This window comes from Thermodesulfobacterium sp. TA1 (assembly GCF_008630935.1).
Classification (GTDB): Bacteria; Desulfobacterota; Thermodesulfobacteria; order Thermodesulfobacteriales; family Thermodesulfobacteriaceae; genus Thermodesulfobacterium.
Window position 1 is genome coordinate 749,531 of sequence record NZ_CP043908.1, and the last position, 24,386, is coordinate 773,916.

General features: G+C 37.3%; 20 protein-coding genes. 10 read left to right on the forward strand and 10 right to left on the reverse strand.

Features of this window, described 5'->3' with window-relative positions; translation table 11 throughout:
• Positions 1–121: 121 nt before the first annotated feature.
• Positions 122–892, forward strand: coding sequence for an undecaprenyl-diphosphate phosphatase (locus F1847_RS03915; protein ID WP_150071791.1), 771 nt, complete (start codon positions 122–124; stop codon positions 890–892).
• 42 nt (positions 893–934) lie between these two features.
• Positions 935–1,828 carry a TIGR01777 family oxidoreductase gene (locus F1847_RS03920; protein WP_168194260.1) on the forward strand — a complete coding sequence of 298 codons (894 nt, stop codon included), beginning with the start codon at positions 935–937 and terminating at the stop codon, positions 1,826–1,828.
• 31 nt (positions 1,829–1,859) lie between these two features.
• On the opposite strand, the gene F1847_RS09335 is transcribed toward F1847_RS03920, so the two are convergent.
• From F1847_RS09335 to F1847_RS03940, 5 genes are all read right to left on the reverse strand, one after another.
• Positions 1,860–2,288, reverse strand: a complete 429-nt coding sequence (locus F1847_RS09335; protein ID WP_240702857.1) for a hypothetical protein — start codon at positions 2,286–2,288, stop codon at positions 1,860–1,862.
• 31 nt (positions 2,289–2,319) lie between these two features.
• A complete protein-coding gene (locus F1847_RS09340; RefSeq protein ID WP_240702859.1) occupies positions 2,320–2,964 on the reverse strand; it encodes a radical SAM protein in 645 nt (214 codons plus the stop codon).
• 156 nt (positions 2,965–3,120) lie between these two features.
• Positions 3,121–3,984: a methyl-accepting chemotaxis protein gene (locus F1847_RS03930; RefSeq protein ID WP_150071793.1), complete on the reverse strand. Its 864-nt coding sequence runs from the start codon at positions 3,982–3,984 to the stop codon at positions 3,121–3,123.
• 15 nt (positions 3,985–3,999) lie between these two features.
• The gene (locus F1847_RS03935; protein WP_150071794.1) at positions 4,000–4,770 is read right to left on the reverse strand and encodes an MBL fold metallo-hydrolase; all 771 of its coding nucleotides are present in this window, start codon (positions 4,768–4,770) and stop codon (positions 4,000–4,002) included.
• Between the two features lie 56 nt (positions 4,771–4,826).
• Positions 4,827–6,542 (reverse strand): methyl-accepting chemotaxis protein, encoded by a 1,716-nt coding sequence (locus F1847_RS03940; protein ID WP_150071795.1) that lies wholly within the window; start codon positions 6,540–6,542, stop codon positions 4,827–4,829.
• Between the two features lie 209 nt (positions 6,543–6,751).
• Between F1847_RS03940 and queF the strand changes: the two genes are divergently transcribed.
• Positions 6,752–7,123 carry a preQ(1) synthase gene (queF, locus tag F1847_RS03945; RefSeq protein ID WP_150071796.1) on the forward strand — a complete coding sequence of 124 codons (372 nt, stop codon included), beginning with the start codon at positions 6,752–6,754 and terminating at the stop codon, positions 7,121–7,123.
• Positions 7,124–7,186: 63 nt separating this feature from the next.
• On the opposite strand, the gene F1847_RS03950 is transcribed toward queF, so the two are convergent.
• The 5 genes from F1847_RS03950 to F1847_RS03970 are packed head-to-tail and all read right to left on the reverse strand — an operon-like array spanning position 7,187 to position 16,475.
• A complete protein-coding gene (locus tag F1847_RS03950) occupies positions 7,187–8,848 on the reverse strand; it encodes a hypothetical protein (protein WP_150071797.1) in 1,662 nt (553 codons plus the stop codon).
• Positions 8,845–10,692 (reverse strand): ATP-dependent zinc metalloprotease FtsH, encoded by a 1,848-nt coding sequence (gene ftsH, locus F1847_RS03955; protein WP_150071798.1) that lies wholly within the window; start codon positions 10,690–10,692, stop codon positions 8,845–8,847. Before ftsH ends, F1847_RS03950 begins: the two co-directional genes overlap by 4 nt.
• On the reverse strand, positions 10,692–12,038 hold the full coding sequence (locus F1847_RS03960; protein WP_150071799.1) for an ATP-dependent 6-phosphofructokinase: 1,347 nt from the start codon (positions 12,036–12,038) through the stop codon (positions 10,692–10,694). Before F1847_RS03960 ends, ftsH begins: the two co-directional genes overlap by 1 nt.
• Positions 12,035–13,360 (reverse strand): histidinol dehydrogenase, encoded by a 1,326-nt coding sequence (gene hisD / locus F1847_RS03965; protein ID WP_150071800.1) that lies wholly within the window; start codon positions 13,358–13,360, stop codon positions 12,035–12,037. The genes F1847_RS03960 and hisD overlap by 4 nt, the downstream gene beginning before the upstream one ends.
• Before the next feature lie 28 nt (positions 13,361–13,388).
• Positions 13,389–16,475, reverse strand: coding sequence for an AIR synthase-related protein (locus F1847_RS03970; protein WP_240702861.1), 3,087 nt, complete (start codon positions 16,473–16,475; stop codon positions 13,389–13,391).
• Positions 16,476–16,657: 182 nt separating this feature from the next.
• Here F1847_RS03970 and F1847_RS03975 point away from each other — a divergent pair, with 182 nt between their 5' ends.
• The 7 genes from F1847_RS03975 (at position 16,658) to F1847_RS04005 (ending at position 24,386) form a co-directional block, all read left to right on the forward strand.
• Positions 16,658–16,873, forward strand: coding sequence for a zinc ribbon domain-containing protein (locus F1847_RS03975; RefSeq protein WP_150071801.1), 216 nt, complete (start codon positions 16,658–16,660; stop codon positions 16,871–16,873).
• Positions 16,874–16,893: 20 nt separating this feature from the next.
• On the forward strand, positions 16,894–17,808 hold the full coding sequence (hemC, locus tag F1847_RS03980; RefSeq protein WP_150071802.1) for a hydroxymethylbilane synthase: 915 nt from the start codon (positions 16,894–16,896) through the stop codon (positions 17,806–17,808).
• A gap of 27 nt (positions 17,809–17,835) precedes the next feature.
• Positions 17,836–19,341, forward strand: a complete 1,506-nt coding sequence (cobA, locus tag F1847_RS03985; protein WP_150071803.1) for a uroporphyrinogen-III C-methyltransferase — start codon at positions 17,836–17,838, stop codon at positions 19,339–19,341.
• A 43-nt stretch (positions 19,342–19,384) separates the two neighbouring features.
• Complete coding sequence (gene tyrS / locus F1847_RS03990; protein ID WP_150071804.1) at positions 19,385–20,593, forward strand: tyrosine--tRNA ligase; 1,209 nt, start codon at positions 19,385–19,387, stop codon at positions 20,591–20,593.
• Between the two features lie 209 nt (positions 20,594–20,802).
• Entirely contained in the window at positions 20,803–22,122 is a 1,320-nt protein-coding gene (locus tag F1847_RS03995) for a lipid II flippase MurJ (RefSeq protein WP_150071805.1), read from the forward strand.
• Positions 22,122–23,129, forward strand: a complete 1,008-nt coding sequence (locus tag F1847_RS04000; RefSeq protein WP_150071806.1) for a bifunctional 2-polyprenyl-6-hydroxyphenol methylase/3-demethylubiquinol 3-O-methyltransferase UbiG — start codon at positions 22,122–22,124, stop codon at positions 23,127–23,129. Before F1847_RS03995 ends, F1847_RS04000 begins: the two co-directional genes overlap by 1 nt.
• Before the next feature lie 18 nt (positions 23,130–23,147).
• Entirely contained in the window at positions 23,148–24,386 is a 1,239-nt protein-coding gene (locus F1847_RS04005; protein ID WP_150071807.1) for a glycosyltransferase, read from the forward strand.

A 24,386-nucleotide genomic window follows, 5' to 3' on the forward strand; every position in this document is an offset into this window, starting at 1 on the left:
AATTGTTTGTTGTATAAACCAAAAAATCGATTATGTTTAATCAATTTAACAAAAGTTAAGAAAAATAAAAGGCTGGTTAGGTGAATAACTTGAAATATTTATCTTAATCAGGAGGTTCTTTATGGATCTTATTCATGCGGCGATTTTAGGGATAGTAGAAGGTTTAACCGAGTTTTTACCTGTTTCTTCTACAGGCCATCTTATCCTTACCGCTCATATCTTAGGAATTCCTCATACTAACTTTACCAAGACCTTTGAAATAGCCATTCAGTTGGGTTCTATTCTTGCGATTTTGTTTCTTTATTTTGAGAGGTTTTTAAAAGATTTTGAAACTTGGAAAAGGATTATTTTAGCCTTTATTCCTACAGGGGTTTTAGGTTTTCTGCTGTATAAAATTATTAAAAAATTTTTTATAGGTAATGACCTTTTAGTAGTAATAAACTTAATTTTAGGAGGAGTAGTTCTTTTATTTGTAGATAGACTCTTTCAGAAGGGTAAGAAAATGGAAGATGTTAAGGAAGTTAGCCTGAAGAAAGCCCCTTTAATAGGAATTTTTCAAGCTTTAGCGATGGTTCCTGGGGTTTCTCGTTCTGCAGCAACCATCATAGGAGGGATGTTGGTAGGACTTAACCGAAAGGCTGCGGCGGAATTTTCTTTTATGTTAGCTTTTCCAACCATGTTTGCTGCAACCAGTTATGATTTATTTAAATCCTACTCAGAAATATCTTTCCAGGACTGGCAAACCCTTTTGGTAGGTTTTATCTTTGCCTTTATTACCGCTTTAATAACCGTTAAAACCTTTCTTAGGTTTATCGCTAAACATAGTTTTTTTGTCTTTGGGGTTTATCGAATTTTAGTAGGTCTTATTTACTTTTTAGTTTTTTTAAGATAAAATTTTATATAAAAATAAAAATCGATAAGGATAACCCTTATGATGAAAAAGATACTTGTGGTTGGTGGGACAGGTTTTGTTGGTGGTTATTTGGTGTCTGAACTGTTAAACCGAGGTTTTAAACCAACCCTCTTGGTAAGAGATTTAGAAAAAGTTAAAACTCGATTCTCAGGTTGTGATTTTATCGTAGGAGATCCTGTAAAAGAAGGAAGTTGGCAAGCTGAAGTTCCGAAGTTTGAAGTAGTAATCAATTTAACCGGCCAAAACATATTTGGAAAATGGACTGAAGAGTACAAGAGACTGATTTTAGAAAGCAGGATTAAATCTACAGAGAACATCGTTAACTCTTTAAAAGAAGGTTCTTTTTTAGTAAACGCTTCAGCCATAGGATATTATGGAGATAGAGGGGATGTTTTGGTAGACGAGACAGCCCCACCAGGGGATGATTTTTTGGCTAAGGTATGTGTAGAATGGGAAAAAAAGGCAAATGCAGCTAAAGAAAAAGGATGTAAGGTTGCTATAACTCGTTTTGGGATTGTGCTTGGAAAGGGAGGGATGATAAAGAAGGTTTTACCTGTGTTTAAATGGGGATTAGGAGGAACCTTAGGCAACGGAAAACAATGGTTTTCCTGGATACATATCCAGGATTTAGTAGCCGGGTTGCTTTTTTTGATAGAAATAGACCTTGAAGGAGTTTTTAATTTTACTTCTCCTCAACCTGTAACCAACAAAGAATTTACCAGGGCTTTGGCTGAGGTTTTAAGAAAGCCTGCCTTTTTTAGGGTTCCTAAATTTATGTTAAAGTTAGTTTTAGGAGAACTGGCTGAAAGTATCCTTGCCAGTATAAAAGCTTATCCAGAAAGATTGATAAAAGAAGGTTTTACGTTTAATTATCCAGAAATAAAGAATGCTTTAAAACATATTATACAAAACTAACCACCAAGGCAGTTTAAAGGTTTTTAAAAAACTAAGTCAATAAATGGATATTACCTATAGATACCTTTTTTAAGCCTGCATTTTTTACAATTTCAATACAACGCAGGGCAAAAACTTTTGAGGTAAGAGGCAAATCTTTCATATAAAAATGGGGATAAAAGGCAAGCAACCTATAGGGAATTTCTGGATTTAAACTTGCAATAAACTTTGCTATTCCTTCCACCTCTTTTTCATCAACATATCCTGGGACAAGAAGGGTACTTGCTGTAAGTAAAGGAACTTCGTTTCTCTGGTTAAAATATTGAGCTACCTCCGCAAAGTTTTCTAAAATTATTTCGTTTCCGTACCCAGTCAAGGCAAAATGAACTTCTTTACTAAAGGCTTTTAAGTCAAATTTAACGATCCCACCAGATTCTAAAGCAAGTTCTACCGCTTTTTTTAAAAAATTTTTTGAAAACAATCCGTTTGTTTCCCAGCAGATGCGAAGTATTTTATTTTTTTTTTATTTTTAAAGCTTTTTGGCTAAACTTTATGGCAAAGTGGGCTTGAGGAGATGGGTCCCCTCCAAAGAAACATACACAGGCTATCTTTTCATTAAGAATAGAAAGCATAGAGTCTATACTAACCCATTTACTCGAAAAAGTAAGCTCTCTAAAACGCCAGTTTTGACAGTAAAGGCAGTTAAGGTTACAGGCATGAAAGAAAACCGCAAGGTTATAGTAGCCTTGTTCAGCTGAAGGTTTGTAAGCGTATTGGGGATAACCTATACCTGTGCCTCCTGGACAAATCCAGTCTGCAACACAGTTTGTTGGTAAAGGGTCAAAATACCAAGAAACCTTAGCTAATCGTGCATCACAACCCGATAAAAAATTTTTTTTGTTTTTCTTAAGTCCGCAATATCCGAAACCTTCATCAGGAATTTTACAAGAGAGAGAACAGATTGAACAAGTTTTTCCTTCGCTTTCCTTAGGAATAATTTTAGGTAGATTAAAGATTTCTCTTGTTTTAGTATGTGCTTTTTGAATAAAGGGAATTGCTTCTTTAAACCTTAGCCTTACGCAGTCTATGCATACACCAATAGTTTGAGAAATAACCAGGCTTTGTTTTTTACAGATAAAGCAAGTTTTGATTTTCATAAATTAAAATTTTAAAACAATATACCCATAAAATAAAGGGTCCACATCCGATACCTTAAATTCTATGATACAGCATGAAAATTTTGATAATGGAAAAGTTACTTATAAAATTAAGGTAATGGGTAAAAGTTAAAAACCGGCTAAAATCAATATATTTTAAATTTTCTTAAATTGTATTACTATAGACTTGAGCTGCTTTTCTGTTATCTCTAAATTTTTTGAAAGATTTAGCATGTTTTGAGTAATCTCTTCTGTAATTTTAGCCTGGTCTTCTATAGCTAAAAACATGTCGTTTATTAGATGTTCTACATTTTCTGCCATTTTATAGTTAGATTCTACGAAAGTATACAGTTCATTTAAGGTTTTTATGTTTTTATCTAAATTCTCTTTAAGGGTAAAGATTGAGTTAGTAAAAAAGTTGATGTTTTTTTCTACAGAAAGGATACTTTCGTTGATATGTTTGGCAAACTGATTGGTTTTATTAGCTAATTTCCTTATTTCTTCTGCAAGGACGGTAAAACCCTTTCCTGCAAGACCAACCCGTGCTGCCTCTATAGAGGCATTTAAAGATAGTATGGTTGTTTGTTCTGCGATGTTATGTATTTCTGTTAAAGAATTTTTAATCTCCTGAAAAGAGGTTTGCATCTTTTGAGAAGTTTCTACAAAAGATTTAAGACTACTTTCTATCACTTTTACCTCTTCTATCATTACATTTATTTTCTTTTTAGATTCTTCTGATTTTTTAACCAAGTTGTCTGTTTCATTTTTAATCGGTAAAATTTTTTCAGAAAGGGTGTTTATGGCAAAATTAAACCTTTCTACCAAGTAGGAAATGTATTTTCCAGACTCTTGAGAAAGTTGTAAAGCCTTGATAAGCGCATTAGAAACATAATTTGAAAGACTTTTTATGTAAGAAAATTTCCAAAGTTTTTGTGCAATTTTTTTAACATTCTTAGGATAAGGGGAAGAGAATGAAGAGCTATCTATCTTTTTGTTTTCTTGTTTAAAGAATTTAAACATGTTTTACTCCCTTAATTAGTAGATTTGGTCGATAATGTCAAGTCCACAAGTAAGGGTTTCAAACCAGTTTAAGAATTTTTTCACGTTATCTCCCTTAAAGATGGCACCATGTTGAGGTGTTATCATGGTTGGATTAAGAGGTCTTACTAAATTTACCCATTTTTTGCATACCTTATTGCTTCCCATATACCTTTTATGGAAACCTTCCATTAGCTTTACATGATTTTCAAAGTTTTCCACAAAAAGATACCTTTCTCCTTTAGGAAAAACTGCAGCCCCTATATCTCCAGAAAACAGAATTTTACTTCTCGTATCAAAAACTGTAAAATTCCCTTTAGAATGAAGAAAATGAGCAGGAATAAAAAGAAGCTTATCTCCTGAAGGTAAGGTTAGTTCTCCTCCTTTGTCCTCTAAAGGAATGGTTCGTTTTAAAGAGTTATAGCCAAAATGAGGAATAAACCTTATCCAAAGTTTGCTTATGTAAACTTTAGCGTTGGTATTTTCTAACCAGGTAATAATCCCTGAGCTTACGTCAGGGTCTTGATGAGAGAAAAAGATATAATCTATATTTTCTATGTCTATGTAATTAGCAACAGCCGCTAAAACCCTTGGGAAAACATAAACTCCGCCTGGGTCAAGAAGGATTCCTCTTCCTTTATTAACGATTAAGTATTGGTTGGTTTGTACTAACCCTTCTTCTTCCTCTTCTTCCCATCCTAACCAGATAAACTTATGGTCGCTGTCCTCGTAAAGGACTATCCCTTTTATCAACTGCTCTCTTTCCATACCTTCTCCTCTTTTAACGGATTTTAATTAAAAATTATAACTAAAAATTAAAAAAGTTAAAGGGTAAAAACAGAGGTTTTTTCTCGTAATTCCTCTTCTATCTTTTTAATATCTTCTGTAGTATCAAGAAGGATAGAAATGTTTTTCTTTAGTTCTTGCACACCTTCTGCAACGCTTCCTACATCCTTTGCCACAGCCTCAGACGTTACACTCATCTCTTCTGTTGCAGAAGCTATGCTCTGTATCATCTCTTGCAATCTCTCGGCAGCATCTGCTATCTTAGCTAAGATAGCAGCAGCATCCTCAGAAAGTTTGGTACCGTTTTCTACCTTTTTACCTATGTCTTCTACCTCTTGTTTAACCTCAGAAACCACACCTTTTATCTCTCTTATCGTATTTGCTATCTCATCGGTAGACTTGTTGGTTCTTTCAGCAAGCTTTCTTATCTCTCCTGCAACTACGGCAAAAGATTTACCGTGTTCCCCAGCCCTTGCAGCCTCAATCGTTGCGTTTAAGGCAAGAAGGTTTGTTTGTTCGGCTACGTCTTTTATAAACTCTATTACGTTTTCAATGGCTTTAGTTCTTTCTTCTAAGGTATACATAACCTCTTTAAGCTTATTTGTGGTTTTTTCGATAATCTTTACTTCAGAGGCGGTTTTAAGAGTATAATTTTCTCCTTCTTTTGCGATTTCGGCGGTTTTCTTAGATTCTTCTAAGATGTTGGTTGTGTTTTTAGCAATGTCAACCACAGTTATGCTCATCTCTTCGGCAGCAGAAGCAATTTGAGAAGCTTTTTCTGTTTGCAAGTCCAAATTGTCTTTAAACTGATTAGAAGCATTTGTTAAACCAACGGCTAATTGAGATAAATTTTCTGAAACATCCTTTACACTAAAAATTATGGCTTTAAGATTATTGACAGCTTCGTCTAAACTGTTAGCAATCTTACCTATCTCATCTTTTCTTTGAGTTTTAAACTGAATGTTTAAATTGCCTTGTCCAAACAGCCTTATTTTTTCTTCAAGTTCAGAAATCGGATTAGAAATGGACCGCACAGATAAAAAGGCTAATAAAACCACGATAAATAAAATACCAAAAATAATTACAACCGTTTTTATAATGTTCCTTTTTATAGCCTGGGTAAAGGCTTTATCAACGTCGTCTATGTATATCCCTGTTCCGATATACCAGTTCCATGGTTCAAACTTAACCACATAAGAAAGCTTAGGATAAAACTCTTGGGTTACTCCTCCTTGTTTTAATGGTTTAGGCCATTTATACCACACAAAAGCATGTCCTGTTTTGGAGGCAGTTTCTACCAAAAGGGTAAAAAGGTTTTGGTTGTTAACCTTTTCTTCTTTAGCAGAAAGGTCTGTTTGTCTCATATAGGCTACATTAAACTTAGAATCAGAAAGAGGTTTTCCTTCAAGCTGAGGAACCGTTGGATGCATTATCATTATAGGATAAGGTAAAGTACCATCGTTTATCCAAAAATAGTTAATCCCTTCTTCATAGCGAAGACTTTTTAAGGTAAGCTTAGCCTTTTCTTTAGCCTCTTCCTCTGTAAGGTTTCCTGCTTGATAAAGGTTGTAATAATTTTTAACCACAGAAAGGGCGATTTCTCCTTTGTTCATCAGGTCTAATTTCTTTTCTCTTAAAATTGCTTCTTTTAAATAAAAAGACTGCAATAAGAAAAAAATCACATAACCGATTAAAGAAAAAAGAATTAAAATCAAAAGCTTACCCTTGATACTTAAGTTTTCAAACTTTTTCATTTCACACCTCCTGTTTATAACAACCTTTTTATATTTAAAAATTTAATAAATTTTAATTAAATATTAAAGGTAATGTGATTTTTTTAGCAAATATGGGTTTTCGTTATCTTTTTGTTACTTTTTATAAAAAACAACAAAAAACTGAAATCTTTTGATAAAGTCTTCATTAAGTCTTTACATCAATTCGTTAAGATGTTATAATTAAAAACATGGAAGAAAAAAGGTATGGTGAATTAGCTATAGAACAGGCAAAGCTTGAACCCTGGCCAAATCCTTATCCAGATAGAGATTACACCATAACCATTACTTTTCCAGAGTTTACTTGTCTTTGCCCCAGGTCTGGATATCCAGACTTTGCGGTTATCAAGATTGAATATGTACCAAATGAAAAAATAATCGAGCTAAGGTCTTTAAAACTGTGGCTCAACAAGTTTAGAAATCGCTATATTTCTCACGAAGCCGCAACCAACGAGATTTTTGATGCCCTCTGGAAGGTTTTAGAACCTAAAAAATTAAAGGTAGTAGGTGATTTCCATCCCAGAGGGAATGTTCATACGGTTATCACCGTAGAAAAGCCTTAAAACCTTAGCCTTAAAACCTTGGAAACTTTAAAACCGTAAAATTTTTAAAACTTCCTTAAATTTTTAAGGATTATTCCCTACGATAGCGCTATAAAGCTCTGTCTCCGTATCTATAGGATATTTCCCTTTAACTACCGTAAAATAAATAAAGTTATCATAGACTCCAAGTCCGGTAATAAATCCTCTTTGTTCAGAAGTAAGGTTTTTGTAATAGAAGTTTCCTTCAAAACCCAAGACAAAGACTTGAGAGACAGCGCTGTCTAAAGGAAGATATTTTAGGTCCTTTTTAACCGTTTCTAAAGGAAAACTTGTTGAGGCAAAAAATACAGTGGTTTTATTCCCAACATTTTGAACCACAGGGGCTACAAAAGGTAGCACTATTTTTTTTACAATTTCTTGACCTTTTTTCCCTTTTGTAAGCCTAACCTCATAAAAATGCTGGACAACTGCATAAGGAGAGGTCCACTGAAGCTGGTTGTTTTTATAGATGCCTAACCTTCCGTCAGCAAGATAGGTTAAAATCTCTGGTTGTCCATCTAAATCAAAGTCTACAAAAACCGTTCCTATGTTTTGGTATTCTTCGTAAAGGTTTAATTTGGTTGCGTAGATAAGCTGGTTGTTTTCTCTCTTAAGAATAAAAACTTCTTTTCCAAAGAAGTTTTCAGGGTCAAAAGTTTGGCCTAAAAGGGTATCTTTTATCCCTCTTGCTGTGTAATCTACAAAGTTTAAAATTAGGTTTATGTTGGTGATAACCGGATTAAGGCCTTGGTTGGTATATTGTAGTACTTCGCTTTTCATCCCAACCCTTTCGTCGTAGACGTTTAAGGCTATCCATCCAGCAGGCCCTACAGAAAAGTTTACTATTTTTCCTGAAGAGGGTTTATACTGGGCCAAAAGACCACCTTTTATCTTGATGATAAAAAGTCCTTGGGAATTAAAGTAAACCATTTCAGGGGTTCCGTCGTTATCCATATCAGCAAACTCAGCCTGTACAACCTCTCCTTTGGTCTTACCTATAAGGGCAGGTTGTAAAACCCCTAAGGGTTTAGACTCTGCTTTGGTAGGTGAAGCAGGTTTAGAGTAAGTCGAGGCAGAAACTCTTTGATAAGAAAGGCCTCCATAGTATCTTATCAGGTCTAACTTTGAGTTGTAAACTTTAATATTGTTTTCCTCTTCTACAAAAAGGAGGTCAAATTTTTCGGCTAACAAGTATTCAGGGGTTATTTGGTTAAACCTAAGGTTTGGGTCAAAAATTATAGTACAGTCTGGAAGGTTGTTTTTTAAAATTAGAAAAAGGTTTTCTGTGGGGTTAGGATGTTCAGCGAGGATGAGGACCTTAAGGTCTGCATATCTGGTAATCGGCATAGGAACAGTTAGAGGTTCTTTTTGATAGATAACTTTTGCGGTAGCAAAGTGTTCATCTACCCTAACTACTTCTATTTTAGCCACAGGTTCTTTCAAATAACCTAAGGTTTTTTGAGTTTCAGGATGGACTATTTTTTTGCCTCTTTTATAAACCGTAAAGATGTCCTTATTTTTAACACCTTGCGCTAAACCTTTATCGATAATAAGCTCACGGTCTTCTATTCCAATAAGTAGCCCTAAAACAGGAGAAAAATCCTTTTTAATCTGTTCATAAATTTCAGGACTAAGGCTACCAAACCCAGGTTTATAAACCAATAAAATAATAAAAAATAACGTTAAAAGTTTAAAGGTAGACCTCATTGAGGAGTTCCTCCTTGTAGATTTTGATAAAGCAGTCTTTCCAACTCTTCCCCTTCTAAAACTTCTTTTTCCATTAAAATCTTAACAATAGTTTCTAAAATTGCCATCTTTTCTGAAAGAATTTTGGCAGAGGTTTCGTAGCAAGTTTTTAAAATGTGGCTTATTTCCTGGTCTATGAGTGCGGCGATTTCTTCAGATACCAGTTCTCTTTCCTTAAAAGGAACGTCTAAAAACAGATGTTCTCTTTTTCTAAAGGTTTGAGGACCTAAAATTTCACTCATTCCGTAGTCCATTACCATAGCCCTTGCTATTTCTGTAGCCCTTTCTAAGTCGTTTTGAGCCCCGGTAGAAACCTCCTTGAAAATCAGTTCTTCTGCAGCCCTACCAGCTAAAAGGACTGAAATCTTGGATAATAGTTCGGTTTTGGTCATTAAATAACGTTCTTCTGTAGGAAGTTGAAGGGTATAACCTAAGGCAGATACCCCTCGGGGGATGATAGAGATTCTATGGACTTTTTCTTGTGGGGTTAATATAGAGGCTACTACCGCATGTCCTGCTTCATGATAGGCTATCCTGGTTTTTTCTTCGTGAGAAATATAACGATTTTTTTTGGCAAGTCCGGCGATTACCCTGTCTATGGCTTCTTCAAAATCTTCCATCTCAACCACACTTTTTCCTTTTCTGGCTGCAAGCAAGGCTGCTTCGTTTACTACGTTAGCAAGGTCTGCTCCCACCATACCTGGTGTTCTTGCAGCGATAACCTTTAAATCTACGTCTTTACCAAGTGGTATGTTTTGACAGTGCAATTTGAGGATTTCTTCTCTTCCTTTTAAATCAGGTCTATCGACCACTACCACCCTATCAAACCTTCCTGGCCGTAAAAGCGCAGGGTCCAAAATTTCTGGACGGTTGGTAGCTGCGATGATAATAACCCCTTTTTTGGGATCAAACCCGTCCATTTCGGTTAGAAGTTGAGTAAGGGTGTGTTCTCTTTCTTCAGTGCCTCCTGCAGGGGAAACTCCTCTTACCCTCCCTACAGCGTCTATTTCGTCTATAAAGATGATGCAGGGAGCCATTTTTTCTGCTTGAAAAAACAGGTCTCTAACCCTTGCAGCTCCAACCCCAACAAACATTTCTACAAAGGAAGAGCCAGAAATAGAGATAAAAGGTACTCCAGCCTCACCGGCTACCGCCCTTGCAAGAAGGGTTTTTCCTGTTCCAGGAGGTCCTACCAACAACACCCCCTTAGGAATTTTAGCCCCAAGCTTAGTAAACTTTTCAGGATTTTTTAAAAACTCGATGATTTCCTTTAATTCTTCTACAGCTTCATCTACCCCTGCTACATCCTTAAAAGTTACTTGAATTTCGTTTTCTACATAAATTTTAGCCTTGCTTTTGCCAAAGCTTATAATACCTCCGTCTGAGGAGGTAAATTTTTTAAAAAGGAAGAGCCAAAAACCAATAAGTATAATTAAAGGGATGAACCATGAAAGCAAACTAACCCAATGGTTGCTTTCGGGCTTAGCTTGGTATCTTATCCCTTTTTCTTCAAGTAGTTTTATTAGGTCAGGGTCTTCTGTGCGGTAAACCTTGAAAAAACCAGAAATTTTTACCGGTTTGTTTCTAAGCTCATAAAGTTTTTCTGCAGCTTGGGGGCGAAATTCCCCGGTTATTTCAAAACGCTTTAAAGTAAGGTTGTCTACCAAACCAAACTTTACCAGAGTTTTAAACTCACTATAAGTAAGGAGCTCATACTTAGGATAAAATTTTTCTAAAGCTACCAGAGAGACTAAAAGAATAAAAACAGAAAAAAGTATTAAGGTTAGCTTGTGAGCCCCTTTCATCAGCTGTTTTTAAGTGGACCTTGCCCTGTAGATTCTAAAACAGATAACCAAAATCTGCCGTTAAGGTTAACCTGCTTTCTTTTTTTAACGGCTTCTTTTATAGGGATGTGTACAAACTGGTCGTTAAGGTAGCTTACCATAAGCCCTGTTTTTCCTGCCATACCTGCATGAACCGCATACTGAGCTAAAAACCCGCAAAAAATTCGGTCTTCTGCATTGGCAGGCACACTTCTAATGATGTAGCTTGGGTCTATATAACGTATTACTACAGGGATGTTTTTTTGTTTAAAATATTCCTCTATCTTTTCTTTTAAAAACTTACCTATATCACCTAACTTAAGGTTACCAGAGGCATCATATTCTGGGGGGTCCTTTTGCACATACTTTTGGCCAGCTCCTTCTGCAACCACTATAACCGCATGTTTTCTTTTTTCTAATCTTTTTTCTAATTCTGTTAAAAGCCCCTTAGGTCCTTCTAAATCAAAGTCCATTTCTGGGATGAGGCAAAAGTTTACCTCTCTTGTGGCTAAAGTAGCTGCTGCAGCGATAAAACCCGAATGTCTTCCCATAAGCTTTACTAACCCTATACCATTAGGCACTCCGATGGCCTCGGTATGAGCACACCTTATGGCATAACAAGCCATCTCTACCGCGGTGTTGAACCCAAAGGTTTTTGAGACCAACCAAATGTCGTTGTCTATCGTTTTAGGAATACAGACCACCCCGATTTTTATCCCTCTTTTGTCTATTTCCTCTTTAATTTTATTGGCTGCCCTGAAGGTGCCATCACCTCCTATCATAAACAGAAGGTTTATGTTTAACCTTTCAAGGGTGTCAACTATCTCCTCTATCGGTTGATGGCCCCTTGAGGTACCAAGAAAGGTGCCTCCCATAGAATGGATATCCTTTACATTATCTGGGGAAAGTTCGATCACCTCATGTCCATACTTAGGGATAAACCCTTGAAGTCCGTACTTAAACCCTAAAATTTTATTTACTCCGTAAGAATAATATAAGGTCATAACCAAAGACCTTATCACATCATTAATCCCAGGACATAACCCTCCGCAGGTAACTATACCTACCTTTACCTTAGAAGGGTCAAAATAGATGTAAGGTCTGGGACCGGCTACCTCTAAAGAAAGAACAGGCTTCTTTTGGTTTATTTGGGTTTTTAAATAATCTACGTTAAGTCTCAAGGTAATACGGGTGCTATCTTCTATAAAACAAGAGGGAGAAAGTTGCATCGGGTTAGGTATTTTACAAGGACCTAAGGTTTCTATCTCGGTGGAGATAGGTTCTGTTATTTCTTCTAAAAATTCGTAATAACAAAAGGGGTCTTTCATGACTCCCCCCTTTCTAAGTTTTTTAGTCTAACCCTTATAGCCTCTGCATGAGAAGGTAGGTTTTCTGTTTCGGCAAGAAGTATAACCTTAGCAGCCTCTTCAGCCAAAGCCTCTTTTGAGTATTTCATAAAGTTTATTTTTTTTAGAAATTTTTCTGGGGAAAGGGAAGAAGAAAACCTTGCAAGTCCCATCGTAGGTAAGACATGGTTAGGTCCTGCGATGTAGTCTCCCACCGCTTCAGGGGTAAAGGCACCTAAAAATACCGCACCGGCGTTTTTTACCCGAAAGAGATGTTCAACCGGATCTTTTATCATCAGCTCTAAATGCTCAGGGGCTATAAGGTTTGCAAGATAAAAGGCCTCTTCCAAGGTTTTTACCTTAAAAATTGCCCCCCTTTGCTTTAAGGCTTTTTCTGCTATTTCACTTCTTAGACCCTTAGCTAAGGCTGTCGGGATAAGCCGCTTAACTTCTCTTATCAAGGCAGAAGAGGTGGTAATAAGGACTGAAAGGCTCATTGGATCGTGCTCTGCCTGAGCAAGAAGGTCCCAAACCACAAACTCAGGATTAGCTGTTTCATCGGCTATTATCAACACCTCACTTGGTCCTGCTAAGATGTCTATCCCTACTTGAGAGGAGACTAATTTTTTAGCTATAGTAACGTAAATGTTTCCTGGTCCGCAGATTACATCTACCTTAGGTAAGGTTTCAGTCCCATAGGCCAGGCCAAAAATAGCCCAAGGACCGCCTACTTTATAGATTTCGTCAACTCCAGCCTCTTTAGCCGCAACCAGAAGCCCTGGATGTAGGCTTCCGTCTTTTCTTGGGGGAGACACCATCACCACTTTTTTAACCCCGGCAAGCTTAGCAGGCACAGCAGTCATAACTACCGTAGAAATCAAAGGGGTCTCTCCTGACATACCGCCTGGAATATATACCCCTGCAGCTTCTACCGGAGTAATCATCTGACCAAGAAGCACCTCTTTTTCCTCTTTTATAAACCAAGAAGTAGGTAAATGCTTAGCATGAAACCTTCTAACCTTTTCTACCGCCAGCTTGATAGCCTTAACAAGGTCTTCTGAAACCTCTTGGTAGGCCCTTTCTATTTCGCTTTCCTTAACCTTTAAATCTGAAGGTTTTAATAAAACCTTATCAAAGGTCTGGGTAAACTCTAAAAGGGCTTTATCCCCTAACTTTCTTACCCTATCTCCTATGTTTTTGACGTATTTTTCTTTTTTTGCAGGAAAAGTTTCCACCCGGTTCAAAAGTTTCTTAAGATAGTTTTCTGCTTGTTTAGAAGGATAGGAGAAAACCCTTAGAGGCATGTTTTTGACCCCTTTATCAATCTTTTCTTTACCAATCTTTAAAAGGTTTTTGCCAGGCTTCTTTCAGTTCTTTAAGAGGTTCTCTAATCAATACTTTTTCTCCAAAGCCTTTTATCATCAGATAAGGTTCTTCGGTAGTCTCTCCTATAAGTGAAAAAGGAAGCCCCTGCATAAGGGCTTCAAAGTCTTGAGCTTTTTCTTTTTTTACCGTAACCACTATTCTTCCTGGGCTTTCGGAAAAAAGGATAAAGTCTTCTCTTTTTTCTCCTTGATAGGCAACGGCTGTGAGGTCTACTATTATCCCAAAACCACCAGAAAAGGCCTTTTCAGCCAAACATACCGCTAAACCACCATCTGACACATCATGAGCCGAAGATACCAGCCCGGCATAGATGGCATTCCTTAATCTTAAATAGAGTTTTTTGTTAATAAAAGCATCAGGTTTAGGAACAAAACCTCCCTTTATTCCAACCAAATTTAAGTATTCTGAACCGGCAAGTTCTTCTTTGGTTAAACCTAAAAGATATACCAGATCTCCTGGAGCTTTTACCTCCATCGTTTGGGCAAAAGTAACCTTAGGAATGACGGCTACTACAGAAAAAAGAAGGGTAGGGGGGATAGAGATTTTTAAGCTTCCGTCAGGAAGTATAGTTCCTACACCATAGGGATTAGGTTCGTTTGGGTTTAACCCAAGTCCCATCAAATAGTCATTTTTCATCGAGTCTTTTCCTGAAATACAAGGCACCCCATAGGCTTTAGTAAAATCGTAAAGAGCCATGTTAGCCCTTACTAATTGGGCTAACTTATAACGTCCATCTGGATTTTTTTCTCCTTCTACAGGGTCACACCAACAGAAGTTATCAAGACCTGCCATATGTTCTAAGTCAGCCCCTACACATACAGCATTTCTTATAGCCTCATCGATAGCATTGGCAACCATCCAGTAAGTATCATAATCTGAAAACTTAGGACATATTCCATGAGAGACCACTATCCCACGTTCAGAAGTGAGGTCATAACGAAGGACAGCCGCATCACTTGGGCCGTCGTTTTCAGCCCCAACCAAGGGCTTGATCACACTCCCTCCTTGCACCTCATGGTCATATTGCCTTACTACATATTCTTTAGAACAGATGTTGTAAGAACTTAACAGATTTTTAAGGATATCTCCATAATCTTTAGGAGGTTCAAAATCAAGTTTTTCAGGATAACTTGGGGTTTTCCATTCAGCAAAAAGTTTTAACTGAGGCACCCCTTCGTGTAAAAACTCTAAAGGCAAGTAGGCTACGGTTTGGTCTTGATATTTTACATGAAAATAGCCAGAATCGGTAAACTTGCCTAAGACCGTAGCTAAAACCCCCATTTTTTCAGCCAGTTCTAAAAACCTTCTGATTTTATCTGGAGGCACAGCCAGGGTCATCCTTTCCTGACTTTCTGAAACAAGAATCTCCCAAGGACGTAGCCCAGGATATTTTAAAGGGGCTTTAGCCAAGTCTATCTCAGCCCCACCTGATTCCTTAGCCATTTCCCCTACAGAAGAGGACAAACCACCTGCTCCATTATCGGTAATAGAGGTATAAAGGTTTTCTTCTCGGGCCTTAAGGATAAAATCTACCATCTTCTTCTGGGTGATAGGGTCTCCTATCTGTACCGCTGTTGCAGGAGAACCTTCATGTAAAGCCTCAGAAGAAAAGGTAGCCCCATGTATCCCGTCTTTACCTATTTTACCACCTATCATTACTACTAAGTCGTTAGGGTTAGCCTTTTTCTTCCAAGAAGGTTTATCTTTTAGGTAAAAAGGTAAAAGCCCTCCTGTTCCGCAGTAAACAAGAGGTTTGCCTAAATATCTTGGGTCAAACACGATAGAACCGTTTATAGTAGGGATACCGCTTTGGTTGCCTCCGTGTTCTACCCCTTCTCTTACCCCTTCAAAAATCCTTTTAGGATGAAGGATCCTGGGAGGTAAAGGCTTGTTCCAGTTAGGCGGGGCAAAGCAAAACACATCGGTATTAAAAATCAGCTTAGCCCCCATACCAGTGCCTAAGGGGTCTCTGTTTACCCCTACTATCCCGGTTAAGGCACCACCGTATGGGTCAAGGGCTGAAGGGCTGTTGTGAGTTTCTACTTTAAAGGCTAAAGCCCATTTTTCATCAAGCTTGATTACCCCGGCATTATCGACAAAAACAGATAGACAAAAATCCTTCTCTCCTTTTTCTCTTCTGATTTCCTCGGTTGAAGCCTTGATGTAAGTTTTAAAAAGACTGTCTATTTCTTTTTCTTCGCCGGTTTCTAAATCTTTGTAAAAGATTTTAGCGTTAAAGATTTTATGCTTACAGTGCTCAGACCAGGTCTGAGCAAGACTTTCAAGTTCAACGTCGGTGATTTCTTCTGAGAGCCCAACCGCTTTCCTTGCTTTTATAAACCCAGGGTTTGAAAAAAACTCCTGAATTTTTCTCATTTCTTCTAAATTTAAGGCTAAGAGCCTTTCTTTTGAAAGCTTAAGTAGTTCTTCGTCTGAGAGGGTTTTAAGATTAAAACGTTCCACCACCGGAGGAAAATATTCGGTAACCCTGGGCACAGGATAACTAAATCCGTTTTTTTCTAAAAACTCCTTTTTGTTGAGGATAAACCATCTTTCTATCAACTCATTGGCAAGTAGTTCCTTAGCTATCTTTTCTACATCATCTTTTGAAAGACTACCTTTTATTAAAAACTGCTTAGCAAAGTAAACACCTTCTTTTTGCGGGTCTAAAGGTCTTTCAAGAAGGTAAGACAGGGCCTCCTCAGCGGTTTTACCCTCGTTGTCCGTAACCCCAGGTCTATATCCTATTTCTAAAGCCCAATCAAAATCAACCCCTAAATTTAGGGCAATCGGTTGAGCTAAGGTATAAACCTGAATGACCGGGTCGCAAAGGGCAGACTGAGCAAACCTTTCTAAAAGTTCAAAGCTAAAATCCCCTTCTATCAGATAAACCTTGATAAAAGTTACTTTTTCAACCTTAAGGTTTAGGTCTGTGAAAATCTTTTTTTGGACTTTAAGTCCAAAAACGTCTTTAATTTCTGGTTTAATCGCAACTTCTATTCTCACCGCTTTCATAAGTTTTGAATATATCATTTTTTAATCGTTTTTTCAATCCCTAAAGACAAGGCTAAAAATTTTTTATTTTTTCCATCCCAGCTGTAAAGCAAAGGACCTTTTCTTTTCAAGTCTTGACTAAACGTAAGAAGGGTTTATTTTAAAATTCGTTTTATAATAAAACTTAAAAATTAAAAAGCTTATAAGGGGGATTAAGTTTTATGCCTATTTATGAGTTTAAATGTGAGGAATGCGGAGAGGTTTTTGAAGAACTTGTTTTGGGTTCAACCGAAGAGATAAGATGTAAAAAATGTAAGAGCCCTAAGGTAACCAAGCTTATGTCTCAAGTAGCTTTTAAGACTGGGTCTAAGTTTGTAAGCTCGGCAGGTTCTGCCTGTAGCACCTGTAAAAGCGGAAAATGTAGTAGCTGTGGATAAATGCTAAAAATGGAGGTTTTGTGGAGATAAGGGTTGGTACCAGAGGAAGTAAGTTAGCTTTAGCACAAACCGAGTGGGTAATCGCTCGTCTGAAAAAAGTTTTTCCAGACCTAACCTTTGAAAAGGTTATCATTAAAACTACAGGGGACAAAATTTTAGATGCTCCGTTAAGTAAAATCGGTGGCAAAGGGCTTTTTGTTAAAGAAATAGAAGAGGCGCTCTTAAGAGGAGAAATAGATTTAGCAGTCCATAGCCTTAAAGACGTACCTTCTTTTTTAGCCGAAGGACTGGAAATCTCTTGTATTCCTGAAAGAGAGTCTCCTTTTGATGTATGGGTTTCAGATTATGCCTTCTCAGAACTTCCGCCTAACTCAAAAGTAGGAACAAGCAGTCTGAGAAGGATGACCCAGCTAAAAAAACTTAGAAAAGACTTAGAAATTTTACCCTTAAGAGGTAATGTGGACACCCGTTTAAGAAAATGGAGAGAAGGACAATATGCAGGCATTGTGCTTGCTGAAGCAGGATTAAAAAGATTAAGTCTATCTATAGAATACACAAGATTTACTATAGATGAGTTGATCCCAGCAGTAGGGCAGGGTGCCTTGGCGATAGAAACAAGAAAGGATGACCTTAAGATTAAAACTTTTCTTTCTGCCCTTCATCACAAGCCTACTGAAATATGTATAAGGGCTGAAAGGGCTTTTTTAAAAACCTTAGAGGGAGGTTGTCAGGTTCCTCTTGGGGCTTATGCCTGGCTTGAAGGTGATGAACTTTTTATGGTGGGTTTTATCAGTGATTTAGAAGGAGAAAGGTTTTATAAGTATAAAGAAAAAGGAGACCCGCAAAACCCTGAAGCCTTAGGAGAAAGACTGGCTAAACACCTTCTGTCCTTAGGTGGAGATAAGATTTTAGCTGAAATATATCAGGGGATTTAAAAAGGGAACTTAGAAAGGAGATGTTTTATGACCCAAGGGAAGGTATATTTAGTAGGTGCTGGCCCAGGTGACCCACAACTTTTTACCCTTAAAGGCAAAAAACTCTTAGAACAGGCAGATGTGGTGGTTTACGACTATTTGGCTAACCCAAAACTTCTTTCTTTTTGTAAAGAAGGGGTAGAAAAAATTTACGTAGGTAAAAAAGGGGGGGACCATACTTTACCTCAAGAGGAAATTAATAGACTGTTGGTTGAAAAAGCTAAGGAAGGAAAAATAGTAGTAAGGCTAAAAGGAGGAGACCCTTTTCTTTTTGGGAGAGGAGGAGAAGAATTAGAAGAGCTTTTTAAGGAAGGCATCCCGTTTGAGGTGGTACCTGGGGTTACCTCTGCTATAGCAGTTCCAGCTTATGCCGGTATTCCTGTTACCCATAGAAATTATACCTCAACCCTTGCCATCATCACCGGTCATGAGGCAGAAGGTAAACCTGAGAGCAAGATAGATTTTAAAGCCTTGGCAAGGCTTGGGACTTTAGTTTTTTTGATGGGGGTTAAAAATCTCCCTTATATCGTAGAAAATTTGATAAAAGAAGGAAAAGACCCAAAAACTCCGGTAGCCTTAATTCAGTGGGGCACCTTACCTAAACAAAAGGTAGCTACCGGATGTTTAGAAAACATCGTAGAAGAGGCAGAACGGGTTGGAATAAAGCCTCCTGCCATAATAGTAGTAGGTGAGGTGGTAAAATTAAGGTCTCAGTTTAGTTGGTTTGAGAAAAAACCTCTTTTGGGTAAGCGTATAGCGGTTACCCGCACCAGAGAGCAGGCAAGCAAGCTTACTTCTTTGCTTGAAGAGCTTGGGTCAGAGGTGGTCGAACTTCCTTTAATAAAGGTTGAACCTATTTATGAGCTTAGTTTTTTAGAAAGACTAAACCTTTATGATTGGCTGGTTTTGACTTCAGAAAACGGAGTTAGGTTTTTTATAAAGGCCCTTTTAGAAAGCGGAAAAGACTTAAGAGCCTTAAAGGATATAAAAATAGCGGTGATAGGGAAGGCAACCGCTGAAGCTTTAGAAAAATGGGGAATTAGACCTGACCTTATGCCTGAGAAAAATTATACTCAAGAAGGACTTTTAGAGGCATTTTCTAAGGTAGACCTTAAAGGTAAAAAAGTGCTTCTTGCTCGGGCAAAAGAGGCAAGGGATGTTTTACCTCAGGGATTAGAAAAGTTTGGGGCTTTGGTAGATGTAATCCCACTTTATCAGACCGTTCTTCCAGAAGAAACCAGAGATATTTTTAAACAAGAGATAAAACACGGTATAGAGGTTATTACCTTTACCAGTTCTTCGACCGTTAAAAACTTTTTTAAGCTTTTGTCAGAACTAAACCAACCAGTAGACCTGAAAAATGTGATTTTTGCTTCTATCGGCCCTATAACTTCTCAAGAACTTATTAACCACGGCATCATCCCTCAGATTGAGGCTAAAGAATATACGATAAAAGGTTTGGTAGAAGCCCTTTTGAGTTATTTTAAAAGTTAAATCTTTTTAAAAACTTTTTTAAAGGATGATAGGGAGGTAAAAGATGAAAGAGGAAATTAAAAAGGCGTTAGACCTTATAAAAAGAGGAACGGTTGACCTGATAGAAGAAGAGGAGCTAATAAAGAAGCTTGAAAGGTCTTACAAAGAGGGGAAGCCTCTCAAAATAAAGGCAGGTTTTGACCCTACAGCCCCTGACCTTCATCTTGGCCATACGGTGCTTTTAAGAAAAATGAAACAGTTTCAGGATCTTGGGCATGAAGTCTATTTTTTGATAGGGGATTTTACCGCCATGATAGGAGACCCTACCGGAAGGTCTGAAACCCGTCCACCTCTTACTAAAGAGCAGGTTTTAGAGAATGCAAAAACTTATAAAGAGCAGGTTTTTAAGATTTTAGACCCTGAAAAAACCAAAATCGTTTTTAACAGTCAGTGGTTGGCTAAAATGAACGCCGAAGACATGATAAGACTTTGTGCTAAGTATACCGTTGCAAGGATACTTGAAAGAGAAGATTTTAAGAAAAGATTTGAAAGCGGGCTTCCTATCAGCATTCATGAGCTTATTTATCCTCTTTTTCAGGCTTATGATTCTGTTGCCCTTGAGGCAGACGTAGAGTTGGGAGGTACAGACCAGCTTTTTAACCTTTTAATCGGAAGGGACATTCAGAGAGAATACGGGCAAGAGCCACAGGTTATTCTTACGCTACCGATATTAGAGGGGCTTGACGGAGTTCAGAAGATGAGCAAAAGCCTTGGCAACTATGTAGGGATTATGGAGCCTCCTCAAGAGATGTTTGGTAAGCTTATGTCTATCCCTGATGAGCTTATGTGGAAATACTATCTCCTTCTTACTGAGTTTTCAGAAGAAGAGATAGAAAAGATGAAAACTTCGGTAGAGAAGGGAGACCTACATCCTAAGGAAGCAAAGAAAAGGTTAGCAAGCTACATAGTTTCTCAGTTTCATTCAAAAGAGGCAGCTCTTAAAGCAGAAGAAGAGTTTGAGAGGGTTTTTAGCAGAAAAGAACTTCCTACCGAGGTGCCTACCATAAATATACCTGCAGGTAAGATATGGGTTCCTGGTTTGTTGAAAGATCAAGGTTTAGTAAAAAGTAATTCTGAAGCAAGACGTCTTATTGCTCAAAAGGCTATAGATTTAAACAAAGAGGTTTTAACCCAAGAAGAAATAGAGCTCTCACCAGGAGAATATGTATTTAGAGTAGGAAAAAAGAAGTTTCTAAAGGTAGTAGTAATTTAGTGTTAAGGTAAGAAGGTTGCGGACATAGGAGCTTTATTCCACTTGAGATTGTGGACTTAGAGACCTAAGGCAATGATTTTATGAGAAAACTTTATACTTTATGTTGAAAGCGATATAGAGGTAATGACAAAGATACAAAACCAAAGGAAGGCAGAAAAATGAGATAATGAATAGCTAAAATAAATAAGTAAGTTGATAGGTAATTTGCGTTGAAATCTAAGATTAAACAAATTTTATCAGAGATTTTTGTCTTAAACACAAAACCTGAGAGTATAAGATATGCCTTAATAAGATCTTCTTTTTTAAACCTTTTTGCAAGGTTTGCAGGTTATCTAAAGCACTTAGCTATTGCTATCCTTCTTGGCTTTAGCTATCAAACCGATGCGGTTTTTATGGCTTTATCCCTGCTTGGGATTTTTCTTATCTTTGCTGATGTCTTTGACTCAATAGGAGTCCCAAATTTAGTTGAGGCAAGACTCCAAGGAGAAGAAGCCTTTAAAAAGTTATCAGCCCTTTTACTTACCTTTACTCTAATTTTAGCTTCTTTTTTGTCTCTCCTTTCAATAGTGCTTTTTCCCCTTATAAAACAAATTCCTATAGGTTTTAGCAAAGAGGCTAAAGACTACTTAGAAGTTTCCTACTTTTTCCTTCTTCCATATCTTTTTTTAAACTTTATTTTTCATCATTTTGGGGCAATCCTAAGAAGCCTTCGCAGGTTTACTGAGTATTTTTTAGGAGAACTAATTTTTTCGGTTTCAAGTTTTATTTTAACGGCCTTAGGTCTTTATTTTTTTCGCGATTTTAGAGTGATTCCTATCTCTTTTTCGATTTCTCAAGGGTTAGCAACCCTTTTTTTGGTTTCAAGAGCAAGGGAATTTATTCATTTAAAGTTTTATGTTGATGAAAGGGTTATGCTAATTTTAAATCACTTTTTCTATCTTTCTGCTTTATATGGTGTTTTTCATCTTTATATTCTTGTTGACAGAGTTTTTGGTTCTCTTACAGGAGAGAAGGGGGTTTCTGCCTTAACTTATGGTTTAATGGTTGCAACAGTGCCTCGCAATGTAGTTAAGCTTGAGCACATGGCAATAACCGCTTTATCTGAAGTAAAGGCCTCTATAGAAAAAATAAACTTTTATATTAAGTATTCCCTTTTGATAGGTATTCCCTTTGCGTTAGGTATTTTTATTTTTGGTAAAGTAGCGGTTTCATTCATCTTTGGCTACGGAAGATTTAGCATGACGGATGTAGAACTTACAGCAGAAGCAACCAGATATTATGCCTTAAGCCTTGCTTTTATGTTTATTTGGCCTATCATGTACCGTGCCTTTCAGGTGTTAAACTGGCTAAAGCCGGTTTTTTTCGTAGCGGTTGCTGGTGTCCTTGCCAATGCCTTTTTTAATTACCTTTTTGTCGTTGTGTATCGCCTTGGGATAAAAGGAATATGCTTAGGAACTTTTTCTGCATATTTTTTTATTTGTTTATTAAGTTATTTTGTGCTATATTATAGGCAAAAAGAGGGGATCTGATGGGGACTGAAATTTTTTGTCCTATATGCGAGGAGAAAGTTTCTTTAGATAGCTTCAGGGAGGTTTATGTATCTCCCTACAACAACCAAGAATACAAGCGCTACGAGTGTCCAAACTGCGATGTTCATTGGTGGGAGCCGTTAAAGATTATCCCGGAGTTTTATGAAAGTGAAGTATTTGAAGTTTATGTGACTTTCCATGAAGGAATTAGAGAATTACCTGAACGGTGCAAACCTTTCTTTTATTTATTTCCATCACAAGTGAGAGGCAGGCTACTTGACGTGGGATGTGGCGATGGTGTGTTTTTAAAACATGCAAAGAAAGCGAGTTTTGAAGTGTGGGGAATCGATTTTGACAAAAAGTCTGTAGAAGTGGCAAGGAAAGCCTTAAACACAAACACCATCTATGCCATGAATCTTGAAGAGTTTTATGAGTACGCAAGGAAAGAAGGGCTTAAGTTTGACGTTATAACCTTCTTTGATGTTCTTGAGCATCAGGATAAGCCGAGGGAGTTTTTAAGAATGGTCAGGGAGCTCTTAAAGGAAGGAGGTTATATAGCTGGAACTGTGCCAAATAGGGAGAGGCCTTTTGCTAAAGATATTGATTGGAAGTATTTTCACGTTGATTATCCACCTCATCATTTTCTCCGTTTTTCAAAGTATTCTCTGGAAAAAGTTTTAAAGCTTTCTGGGTTTTCGGAGGTAAGCGTAAGAAGGCTGGATTTTACTTTTAAGGACTTGATTCTTTGTGTAGAAAGGAAGTTCTTTGGCGACTTACACGGCCTAAAGCATAAGCTTAAGGTAATGGTGCTTGGAAGCAAAAGAAGGGCAAGAGGGTATGCGGTGGAGGATTTGGACAAAGTATCTCAAAAGGTACGTGCTACAGTATTGAAGGCATTAAAGCTTGGAAGAAATTTGGCTCTTTTACCTTTTGCTCTCTTATACTTGGGAAAGCTTAAAGGGAATAAAGGGAATGGAAGTCATCTTTATTTTCAGGCTAAAGATTAAAAAGTCAGGAGAAAGCTAATGTTTTTAATACCACATTTATGGAGCGGAGGAGCAGAGAGAGTTTTAAAAAATCTTACAGATGGACTTAGGGATTACGAAAATTACATAGTTCTATTTGAAAATGTTGTTAAGTATAATGTAAATGGAGAATTAGTAATTCTAAATAGTCTAGCATCAAAAAATCTTGTCAAAAAACTTATCAATCTTCCCATTAGATACTACAAAATAAGAAAGCTAAAAAAGGAAATAAAACCATATGCAGTAGTGAGCCTGCTTGAGCCTGCCAACTTTTACAACGCCATAACTAAACTCAAAAACCAAAAAGTAATATTATCCCTACACTCAAACTATACAACCACCTTTAAAGAAGATCCTTTTTTTGGGGACAACATAACAAGAAAAATCTTATTTTTTGTCTACAAGCTTGTTTTTAAAATTTTCTACAACAAAGCAGATTACATAGTTGCAGTATCAAAAGATGTAGCTTTGGATGCGGTAAGAAGTTTTGGGATGAACTCAGAAAAAGTGGTAGTTATTTACAATCCTTATCCAATAGAAAACATAGAGGAGTTAGCAAAGGAGGATTTAGGGTGGTGGGAAAGGGTATTTGAAGGTCCAGTAATCATCACCGCTGGCAGACTAACCAAACAGAAAGGTCAGTGGTATCTCTTAAGAGTTTTTAGGCAGTTAAAAGAAACCTACAAAGATCTGAAGCTTGTCATACTTGGAGAAGGCGAGCTAAAGGAATACTTAGTAACGCTTTCGGAAGAGCTTGGACTGAGGACCTTTGTTTGGGACAGAGACAGCTTTTCTGAAGATTTTGACGTTTATTTTCTTGGCTTCCAAAAAAACCCTTTTAAGTTTATTGCAAGGTCAAAGCTTTTTGTCTTTCCATCACTTTGGGAGGGTTTTCCTAACGCTTTGGTTGAAGCCATGGCTTGTGGTGTGCCTGTTGTTTCTTCTGATTGTAGGAGTGGTCCAAGGGAGATACTGGCACCCAACACTGATGTGGAGTATCAGACTGAAAAGCCAGAGTTTGCAGAGTATGGTGTGCTTATGCCTGTTTTTGATGTAAAATTTAAATCAGCAAAGGAGCCGTTGGAAGAAAAGGAAAGGATGTGGGTGGAAATTTTAGAAAAGCTGATAAAGGATGAGGAGCTTAGAAAAGCTTATTCAATCAAGGGGAAACAAAGAGCTGAAGATTTCAGCTTGGAGAAAATTGTGGAAGAATGGAAAAGATTGATAGAAGGTGTTTGA